This is a genomic window from Microbacterium sp. CH1, assembly GCF_001595495.1.
GTDB lineage: Bacteria > Actinomycetota > Actinomycetes > Actinomycetales > Microbacteriaceae > Microbacterium.
This window is the reverse complement of the sequence record NZ_LOSO01000019.1, coordinates 191,400-200,815: the sequence shown is the minus strand read 5'-3', so window position 1 is coordinate 200,815 and position 9,416 is coordinate 191,400. Positions and strand designations below refer to the sequence as shown.

Genomic DNA, 9,416 nt, shown 5'->3' with positions numbered 1-9,416 from the left:
CAGTCGGCGCTCGCCGCGGCGGGCCCGAGCGCCCGGAACTCCGGGAGCCACGCGGCGATGCGCGGGGTCTCCTCGTCGTCGAGGTCGTCGTGGGCGATCATGTGGGTTCCGGGCTCGATCGGAGTCTCCCGCAACTCGGCACCGTCCCACGAGAGCACTCGCGCGCCCTCCGGACCGACTTCGAGCAGATTGAAGCCGTGCATCGGCGGGGCTCCCTGCGGAGAACGCCCGGTGACCGCGGCAAGCGGAAGGGTGCCGCGGGAGACGGCAGCGGTCGCGGAGAGGTCCTGCACATCGGCGCGGTTGAGGAGCACGGCGAGGCGTCGTTCGGCGGGGTTCACGGCGAGCCAGGCCCCACCGGCGCGGCGGTCGCGGATGCCGATCACTCCCGGATACTCCTCGGGCCACCACGCGCCCAGGGCGTCCCACTCCCGGGCCGGGTCCTCGTCGCGGACGGCCAGCAGCCGCGCGGATCCCGCAGCCTCGACGTCGATCACCACCGTGCACACGCCTCCGAGTCTAGGTCGGCCGGGACGGGCGGGGACGGATCCGCCCGCGACGGCCCGGGCGTCCGGACCCTGGGGCAGAATCGAGGCGTGAACATCGTCGTGGGAGTCACGGGCGGCATCGCCGCGTACAAGACGGTGCACCTCGTGCGCCTGCTCACCAAGGCCGGTCACGACGTGACCGTCGTGCCCACGGAGGATGCACTGCGCTTCGTGGGCCTGCCGACCTGGGAGGCGCTGAGTCGGCACCCGGTGACGACGAGCGTGCACGAGGACGTCGCTCGCGTCCGGCACGTCGCCCTGGGGCAAGGGGCGGACCTCGTCGTGATCGCCCCGGCCACGGCGAACTCCCTCGCGAAGATGGCCGCGGGCCTCGCCGACGACCTCCTCGGCACGACGCTGCTCGCGACCGAGGCGCCGGTGCTCGTCGCCCCCGCGATGCACGCGGAGATGTGGCGGAACCCCGCCACGCAGGCGAACATGGCGACGCTCCGGGACCGCGGCGTGCACGTGGTCGGCCCCGCCGACGGCGAACTGGCCGGCGGCGACAGCGGCCCCGGACGCATGGTCGAGCCGGAGGAGATCTTCGCCGCCGCCCAGGCGCTGATGACGCCGGGCGACCTCGCGGGTGTGCGGGTCGTCGTCTCGGCGGGCGGCACGCGGGAGCCCATCGATCCGGTGCGCTTCCTCGGCAACCGCAGCAGCGGGCGCCAGGGAGTCGCGCTCGCGGCGGAGGCGGCGGCGCGCGGCGCGGAGGTGACGCTCGTCGCGGCGAACGTCGCCGGGGACGTGCTCGCGGAGGCCGGCCACCCGAAGATCCGGATCGTCCGGGTCGGCACGGCGGCCGAGCTGTCCGCGGCGATGAAGGAGGAGGCGGCGACGGCCGACGTCGTGCTGATGGCGGCGGCGGTGGCCGACTACCGCCCGGTCGAGGTCTCCGCCCGGAAGCTCACCAAGGACCGCGGCGGCGTCGGCACGATCGAACTCGTCGAGAACGAGGACATCGTCGCCGCGCTCGTCGACACCCGGCGGGAAGGGCAGCTCATCGTGGCGTTCGCGGCGGAGACCCCGGAGGACGAGGCCGAGCTGCTCGCGCGCGCCCGCGGCAAGCAGGAGCGCAAGGGGGTCGACCTGCTGGTGGTGAACGAGGTCGGCTGGGAGCAGGGTTTCGAGCGTGGCGAGAACGCCGTGCACATCCTCGGTCGCGGAGGAGCCCTGGCACGGACCGCGGCCGGGACCAAGCGCGAGGTGGCGGCGGCCGTCTGGGACGAGGTCGCCCGCGAGAGGTGAGAGGTGGTGGAGCCGCGCACCGCCGAATGCTAAACTTGAGTCAACCAAACTCAACTTTCAGAAGGAGCATCTCCAGGAGGAGCGCATGACCACCCCGCAGACCGGATCCCCGAACCAGGAACAGCAGTCCGCCCTCGAGCAGTTCGGCATCAACCTGACCGACCGTGCCCGCGAGGGCAAGCTCGACCCCGTCATCGGACGGGACAGTGAGATCCGGCGCGTCAGCCAGGTGCTCACCCGCCGCACCAAGAACAACCCGGTGCTGATCGGTGAGCCCGGCGTCGGCAAGACCGCGGTGGTCGAAGGCCTCGCGCAGCGCATCGTCGCGGGCGACGTCGCCGAGTCCCTCAAGGACAAGGAGCTCGTCTCGCTCGACATCTCCGCGCTCGTCGCGGGCGCCATGTACCGCGGCCAGTTCGAGGAGCGCCTGAAGCAGGTGCTCAAGGAGATCACCGAGTCGGACGGCCAGGTCATCACGTTCATCGACGAGCTGCACGTGCTCATGGGCGCCGGCGGCGGCGAGGGCTCGGTCGCGGCGTCGAACATGCTCAAGCCGATGCTGGCCCGCGGCGAGCTGCGGCTCATCGGCGCCACCACCCTCAACGAGTACCGCGAGTTCATCGAGAAGGACGCCGCCCTCGAGCGGCGCTTCCAGCAGGTGTACGTCGGCGAGCCGACGGTCGAGGACACGATCGCGATCCTCCGCGGGCTCAAGGGGCGCTACGAGGCGCACCACGGGGTGACCATCTCCGACAGCGCGCTCGTGGCCGCGGCCTCGCTCTCCAACCGCTACCTGCCCGCGCGGCAGCTGCCGGACAAGGCCATCGACCTGATCGACGAGTCGATGTCGCGTCTGAAGATGGAGATCGACTCCTCTCCCGTCGAGATCGACCAGCTCAAGCGTCAGGTCGACCGGCTGAAGCTGGAGGAGCTCGCGCTCAAGCGGGAGAAGGACGCCGCGTCCAAGGAGCGCCTCGGAACCCTCCGCGAGCACCTCGTCGAGCTCGAGAAGGAGCTCGCCGGACTCGAGGCCCGATGGGCGCGGGAGCGGCAGGGCCTGAACCGGGTCGGGGAGCTGAAGAAGCAGCTCGACGACGCGATCACCCAGCGCGACCTCGCCATGCGCAACGCCGATTACACGAAGGCGTCGAAGCTCGAGTACGAGACGATCAAGCGCCTGGAGCGCGACATCGCCGAAGCCGAGCAGGCCGAGGCCACCGCCTCGAGCGAACCGCGCATGGTGAACGAGCAGGTCACCGAGGAGGACATCGCGGCCGTGATCGCGGCCTGGACCGGCATCCCGGTCGGGCGGCTGCTGCAGGGGGAGAGCGAGAAGCTGCTCCACCTGGAGAACGAGCTCGGCAAGCGCCTCATCGGGCAGAAGGACGCCGTCAAGGCGGTGTCCGACGCGGTGCGCCGCTCGCGCGCGGGGATCAGCGATCCCGGTCGCCCCACCGGCTCGTTCCTGTTCCTCGGACCGACCGGAGTCGGCAAGACCGAGCTGGCCAAGGCGCTCGCGCAGTTCCTCTTCGACGACGAGCACGCCATGGTGCGCATCGACATGTCGGAGTACGGCGAGAAGCACTCGGTCTCCCGGCTCGTCGGGGCCCCTCCCGGGTACGTCGGCTACGAGCAGGGCGGTCAGCTCACCGAGGCCGTGCGGCGCCGTCCGTACAGCGTGATCCTGCTCGACGAGGTCGAGAAGGCGCACCCCGAGGTGTTCGACGTGTTGCTGCAGGTGCTCGACGACGGGCGGCTGACCGACGGGCAGGGGCGCACGGTCGACTTTTCGAACGTGATCCTCATCCTGACCTCCAACCTGGGCTCGCCGATCCTCATCGACCCCGTGCTCTCCGTGGAGGAGAAGCGGGAGCAGGTGATGGCCCTCGTGCGCCAGGCGTTCCGGCCGGAGTTCCTGAACCGTCTCGACGACATCGTGATGTTCCAGGCCCTCACCGAAGACGACCTCGCGCAGATCGTGGAGCTGTCGGTCGATCAGCTGCACGACCGGCTGCGCGACCGTCGCCTCACGCTCGCGGTCACTCCCGGGGCGCGGTCGTGGCTGGCCGAGCGCGGGTACGACCCGGTGTTCGGCGCCCGCCCGCTGCGTCGCCTCATCCAGACCGAGGTGCAGAACAAGCTGGCGACCGCCCTCCTCTCGGGTGGCGTGCACGACGGCGACACCGTCCGGGTGGACGTGGCGGCCGACGGCACGGGCCTCGTGCTCACCGCGACGACCCCCGAGCCGGAGGTCGAGGACGACGACGTGATCGAGGCCGAGCTGCTCGACGACTGATCGGGATCGGCAGACGACGAAAGGCCCGGTGGGCGTGACGCCTACCGGGCCTTTCGTGTGTCGCTGCTCAGGCGCTGAGGACGACGGACTCCGCGATCGGACGACGCACGCGCGGGGCGACCTCGCGCTCCTGCAGGACCTCCGGCAGAGCCTCGATGTCGCCGAACTCGCCGACGGCGATGACGGTCGCGGGGGTGAAGCGGGGCTCCAGGTCGGCGAACTCGCGGACGACCTCGGGGTCGAAGCCGCTCATCTGGTGCACGACGAGGCCGTCGTGGTGGGCCTGGACGGAGAAGTGCGCCACGGCCTGGCCGAGGTCGTAGAACGCGTGGCTGAGCGGCGTGCCGTCGGCGGTCGCGGTCTCGGCGATCGCGACGACGAGGACGGCCGCGTTGCCGGCCCAGGCCTGGTTGAAGCCCATCAGTGCGTCGACGATCTGGGCGTGCAGGGCGGTGCCGCGACGGGCGACGATGAAGCGCCAGGGCTGGATGTTGTTGGCGGAGGGGCTCCAGCGGGCGGCCTCGAGGGCAGTGGCGAGCTTGGCCTCGTCGATCGGGTGCTGCGCGTCGTAGGCGCGGGGGCTCCAGCGGCCGGCGAGGACGTCGAGGACGGGGTGCTCGGTCGGGGCGGTGCGGTCGATGACGGGAGTGCTCACAGAAGTGCCTTTCGGACGGTGGGGATCGGACGCCGTCGTCCGGGTACACGGGGGAGGAACCGATGCATGTGCATGCATATTCCCGGAACCGTGTGCGCCGCGTCAGTCCAGGAGGTTGCGGGAGGCGGCGTCGGCGAGCGCGGCGCGGACGGCGCGGATCGACGGGGCGTCCGCAGAGACCCGGCGAGCGGAGGAGAAGATCTCCCGGCGCGGTTCGTGCGGGAGCGGGGCGAGGTCGACCGTCGGGGTATCGCCGGCCCACACGAGCTCGGGGAGGAGCCCAACTGCGAGTCCCGCGTGGATGAGCCGGACGTGCGCGGTGAGGTCGGCGAGCTCGAAGCGCACGTCGGGCTCGAACCCGGCGGTGCGGCAGAGCTGCTCCGCCCACGCGCGGGAGGCGGTCCCGGCGGGTTCGAGCACCCACGGCTCGGCGCGGGTCGCCCACAGGGTCGCGACGGGATCGGCGGGTTCCGACGCTCCCGGATGCCGGGCGAGGGCGATGGCGTCGTGGGCGAGCACCACGCGGTCGAGGTCGGCGTGGATGGGACGCGTGTGCCCCGGATACTGCTCCGCGAGGATGAGGTCGTAGTCGCGGCTGGAGACGCCCACCAGCCCGGACTCGGGGTCGCGCTCGGTCACCTCGACGCGCAGGGCGGGGTGGCGCGCGCCGAGGGCTGCGAGCGCGCGGGGCAGCAGGGAGTGCGCGGTGGACTGGAACACCGCGAGGCGCACGGTGCCGGTCACCTCGGTGAGCGACTCCGCGACCGCGACCTGGGCGTGCTCGAGCTGATCGAGGATGCCGATGGCCTCGGCCACCAGGACGTTCCCCTGCGGCGTGAACTGCACGCCGCGACCGACCCGACGCAGCAGCGGCACCCCGACATCACGCTCCAGCGCGGCGAGCTGCTGGGACACGGAGGCCTTGCTGTAGGACAGCGCATCCGCCACGGCGGAGAGGGTCCCGCGACGCGACAGCTCCACGAGCAGACGCAGGCGATGGACGTCGAGCACGGCCGTTCCGATCGTTCGGGAAGAGTGAACAGAATCCACTCGAATCGGTTGATAGACGGAGCCTACCGACCAGCTGGACAATGATCCAGCCGCACACGATACCCGGGTGTGCGAGGCCGAGGAAGGTACCCCGCTTCATGACCGTCATCGACGACACCACCCCCCGCACCGAAGAGGTCGCCGCGCTCGTGCAGCGCTGGCTCGCCGAGAGCGAGACCCACCCGGTCGAGCCGGCCGCCCAGCGCCTGTCCGAAGTGCTCAAGGATCCGAACGGCCTCGCCTTCACGGTCGGCTTCGTCGACGGCGTCATGCGTCCGGAGGATCTGCGGGTCGCCGGCCGCAAGCTCGCCGAGCTCTCCGACATCACGCCCACGCTGCTGCCCGGCTACCTCCGGGCCGCCATCAAGGCCGGTGGGTTCTGGGCGCCGAAGCTCCCGAACGTCGTCGTCCCGATCTCGCGGCGCGTGCTGCGGGCCATGGTGGGCCACCTCGTGCTCGACGCCACGCCGTCCAAGCTCGGCCCCGCGATCGCCAAGCTCCGCAAGACCGGCAACCGTCTGAACCTCAACCTCCTCGGCGAGGCCGTGCTCGGCGAGCGCGAGGCGGGCCGCCGACTGCAGGGCACGTACGACTTCCTCGCCCGTCCGGACGTCGACTACGTCTCGATCAAGGTCTCGAGCGTCGTCAGCCAGCTCTCCATGTGGTCGTTCGACGAGGCCGTCGCCGACGTCGTCGAGAAGCTCACCCCGCTGTACCGGCTCGCGGCGAAGGCCGAGGCGAAGGGTGCCCGCACCGGCACCCAGAAGTTCATCAACCTCGACATGGAGGAGTACCGCGACCTCGACCTCACGATCGCGGCCTTCACGAGCATCCTCGATCAGCCGGGCCTGGAAGACCTCGAGGCGGGCATCGTGCTGCAGGCATATCTGCCCGATGCGCTCGGCGCCATGCAGCGTCTCCAGGAGTGGGCCGCCGCACGCCGCGCCAAGGGCGGAGCGCCGATCAAGGTGCGCGTGGTCAAGGGCGCGAACCTCGCGATGGAGGAGGTCGACGCGAAGGTGCACGGCTGGCCGCTCGCGACCTACGGCACCAAGCAGGACTCCGACACGAACTACAAGCGCGTGCTCGACTGGGCGATGACGCCCGAGCGGCTCGACGCCGTGCGCATCGGCGTCGCCGGTCACAACCTCTTCGACATCGCCTACACCTGGCTGCTCGCGAAGGCCCGCGGTGTGACCGGCCCTTCGACAGGCTCAGGGACCCAGGGGGGCGCGGCCTCAGGGACCCAGGGGCAGAAGGGCGCCCTCGTGGAGTACGAGATGCTGCTCGGCATGGCGACCGGGCAGGCCGAGGCCGTCCGCAAGGACGTCGGCCGCCTCCTGCTCTACACGCCGGTCGTGAACCCGGCGGAGTTCGATGTCGCGATCGCGTACCTCGTGCGGCGCCTCGAAGAGAACGCGAGCCCCGAGAACTTCATGTCCGCCGTGTTCGAGCTGGCGTCGAACCCGACCCTGCTCACCCGCGAGCGGGAACGCTTCGAGCGCTCTCTCGCCGCGCTCGTCGCCGACCCGTCGGTACCGGCCCCGAACCGCACTCAGGACCGCACGGCCCCGCGCCCTGACGGCACCACGGACGGCTTCGCGAACGAGCCCGACACCGATCCGGCGCTCGCCGCGAACCGTGCCTGGGGCCGGGAGATCCTGCAGCGCTCGGTGTCGTCGACGCTCGGCCGGGACGCGATCGCGGCCGCCCGCATCGAGACCGACGCCGAGCTGGACGCCGTGTTCGCCGCCGCCACGTCCGCCGCCGAGAGGTGGGCGGCGCTCCCCGCCGCCGAGCGCGCCGCCGTCCTGCACCGCGCGGGCGACGAGCTCGCCGCCCGCCGCGGCGAGCTGCTGGAGATCATGGCGCACGAGGCCGGCAAGACCATCGCGGAGGCCGACCCCGAGGTCAGCGAGGCGATCGACTTCGCGCACTACTACGCCGAGCGGGCGAAGGATCTCGAGGCCATCCCCGGCGCCGAGTTCGTGCCGTCGAAGGTGACCGTGGTCACGCCGCCGTGGAACTTCCCCGTGGCGATCCCCGCCGGCGGTGTGCTCGCCGGCCTCGCCTCCGGATCCAGCGTGATCATCAAGCCCGCGAAGCTCACCCAGCGGTGCGGTGCCGTGATGGTCGAGGCGCTGTGGGCCGCGGGCGTCCCGCGCGATCTGCTCGCCCTCGTCGACCTCGCCTCCCGCGACCTCGGCACCCGACTGGTCGCGAGCCCCCAGGTCGACCGGGTCATCCTCACCGGGGCCTACGAGACCGCGCAGCTCTTCCGCTCCTTCCGCGCCGACCTGCCGCTGCTCGCCGAGACGAGCGGCAAGAACGCCATCATCGTGACGCCGTCGGCCGACCTCGACCTCGCGGCCGCCGACGTCGCCCGCAGCGCGTTCGGCCACGCCGGGCAGAAGTGCTCGGCCGCGTCGCTGGCGATCCTCGTCGGGTCGGTGGCCGACTCGAAGCGCTTCGAGCGGCAGCTCGTGGACGCGGTCACCTCGATGCGCGTCGGGCTGCCCGACGACCCCGCCACGCAGATGGGGCCGATCATCGAGCCCGCGAACGGCAAGCTCCTCACCGCGCTCACCACGCTCGACAAGGGCGAGCGCTGGCTCGTGGAGCCCCGGAAGCTCGACGACGAGGGGAAGCAGTGGACGCCGGGGGTGAAGACCGGCGTGCGCGAGGGCTCGTACTTCCACCTGACCGAGTTCTTCGGACCCGTGCTCGGCATCATGCACGCGAAGGACCTCGACGAGGCCATCCGGCTGCAGAACGCCGTCGACTACGGCCTCACCGCGGGGCTGCACTCGCTGGACTCCGCCGAGGTCGCGACCTGGCTGGACCGCGTCGAGGCCGGCAACCTGTACGTGAACCGGGGCATCACCGGCGCCATCGTGCAGCGTCAGCCGTTCGGCGGCTGGAAGCGCTCGGCCGTGGGCGCCGGAGCCAAGGCCGGCGGCCCCAACTACCTCTTCGGTCTCGGCGAGTGGCGTGCGGGCGAGCTGCCCGCCGCGGCTCCGGGGGCGGCGGTGACCCCCGCCGTGACCGGGCTGCTGGAGGCGGCCGCGCCCGAGCTCGACCCCGTGGGCATCGAGTGGCTGCACCGTGCCGCGGCCGCCGATGAGCGGGCGTGGATCGACGAGTTCGGCGCTGTGAGCGACAAGTCCGGACTCGGGGTCGAGCGCAACGTGTTCCGGTACCGTCCGGTGGCGGTCGACGTGCGCATCGCCGAGGACGCGCCGCTGGCCGAGGGAGTCCGCGTGCTCGCCGCGGCCCTGCGCAGCGGCAGCCCGTTCACCGTGTCGGCCGCGTCGCTGCCGTCCCGCGTGGAGAAGGCGCTCAAGACCCAGGGCGTGGCCGTGAAGACCGAGTCGGATGCCGCGTGGACCAAGCGCTACGCGAAGGGTGCCCGGTCGTGGCAGCGGGTGCGGCTCGTCGGTGGCGATGCCGCCGCGCTGCACACGGCCCTCGACGGCAGCCCCGACGTCGCGGTGTGGTCGCACGCCGTGACCGGAGCGGGCCGGGTCGAGATGCTCCCGTTCCTGCACGAGCAGGCCGTGTCGATCACCAACCACCGCTTCGGCAACCCCACCACCCTCTCCGACGGCCTCCTCTGACG

The 9,416-nt window shown here is 71.7% G+C and carries 6 protein-coding genes; 3 read left to right on the top strand and 3 right to left on the bottom strand.

The window, feature by feature from the left end:
• Window positions 1-509: NRDE family protein (locus AUV07_RS14540; RefSeq protein ID WP_062637211.1), on the bottom strand; the 509-nt coding region annotated here is incomplete at its 3' end.
• A gap of 87 nt (window positions 510-596) precedes the next feature.
• Here AUV07_RS14540 and coaBC point away from each other — a divergent pair.
• Both coaBC and AUV07_RS14530 read left to right on the top strand, forming a co-directional pair.
• Window positions 597-1,796, top strand: coding sequence for a bifunctional phosphopantothenoylcysteine decarboxylase/phosphopantothenate--cysteine ligase CoaBC (gene coaBC, locus AUV07_RS14535; RefSeq protein WP_062637210.1), 1,200 nt, complete (start codon window positions 597-599; stop codon window positions 1,794-1,796).
• A gap of 85 nt (window positions 1,797-1,881) precedes the next feature.
• Window positions 1,882-4,092, top strand: a complete 2,211-nt coding sequence (locus tag AUV07_RS14530; RefSeq protein WP_082802982.1) for an ATP-dependent Clp protease ATP-binding subunit — start codon at window positions 1,882-1,884, stop codon at window positions 4,090-4,092.
• Window positions 4,093-4,159: 67 nt separating this feature from the next.
• On the opposite strand, the gene AUV07_RS14525 is transcribed toward AUV07_RS14530, so the two are convergent.
• Together AUV07_RS14525 and AUV07_RS14520 are read right to left on the bottom strand one after the other, a co-directional pair.
• Window positions 4,160-4,747, bottom strand: a complete 588-nt coding sequence (locus AUV07_RS14525; RefSeq protein ID WP_062637208.1) for a nitroreductase family protein — start codon at window positions 4,745-4,747, stop codon at window positions 4,160-4,162.
• Window positions 4,748-4,849: 102 nt separating this feature from the next.
• Complete coding sequence (locus tag AUV07_RS14520) at window positions 4,850-5,758, bottom strand: LysR substrate-binding domain-containing protein (protein WP_062637206.1); 909 nt, start codon at window positions 5,756-5,758, stop codon at window positions 4,850-4,852.
• 137 nt (window positions 5,759-5,895) lie between these two features.
• On the opposite strand from AUV07_RS14520, the gene AUV07_RS14515 reads away from it, so the two are divergent.
• Complete coding sequence (locus AUV07_RS14515) at window positions 5,896-9,414, top strand: bifunctional proline dehydrogenase/L-glutamate gamma-semialdehyde dehydrogenase (protein WP_062637203.1); 3,519 nt, start codon at window positions 5,896-5,898, stop codon at window positions 9,412-9,414.
• The last annotated feature ends 2 nt before the right edge of the window (window positions 9,415-9,416 follow it).

Bases quoted from the DNA above. Each gene is read 5' to 3' on its own strand.
- AUV07_RS14515 (WP_062637203.1), top strand. From the start codon at position 5,896: ATGACCGTCATCGACGACACCACCCCCCGCACCGAAGAGGTCGCCGCG.
- AUV07_RS14530 (WP_082802982.1), top strand. From the start codon at position 1,882: ATGACCACCCCGCAGACCGGATCCCCGAACCAGGAACAGCAGTCCGCC.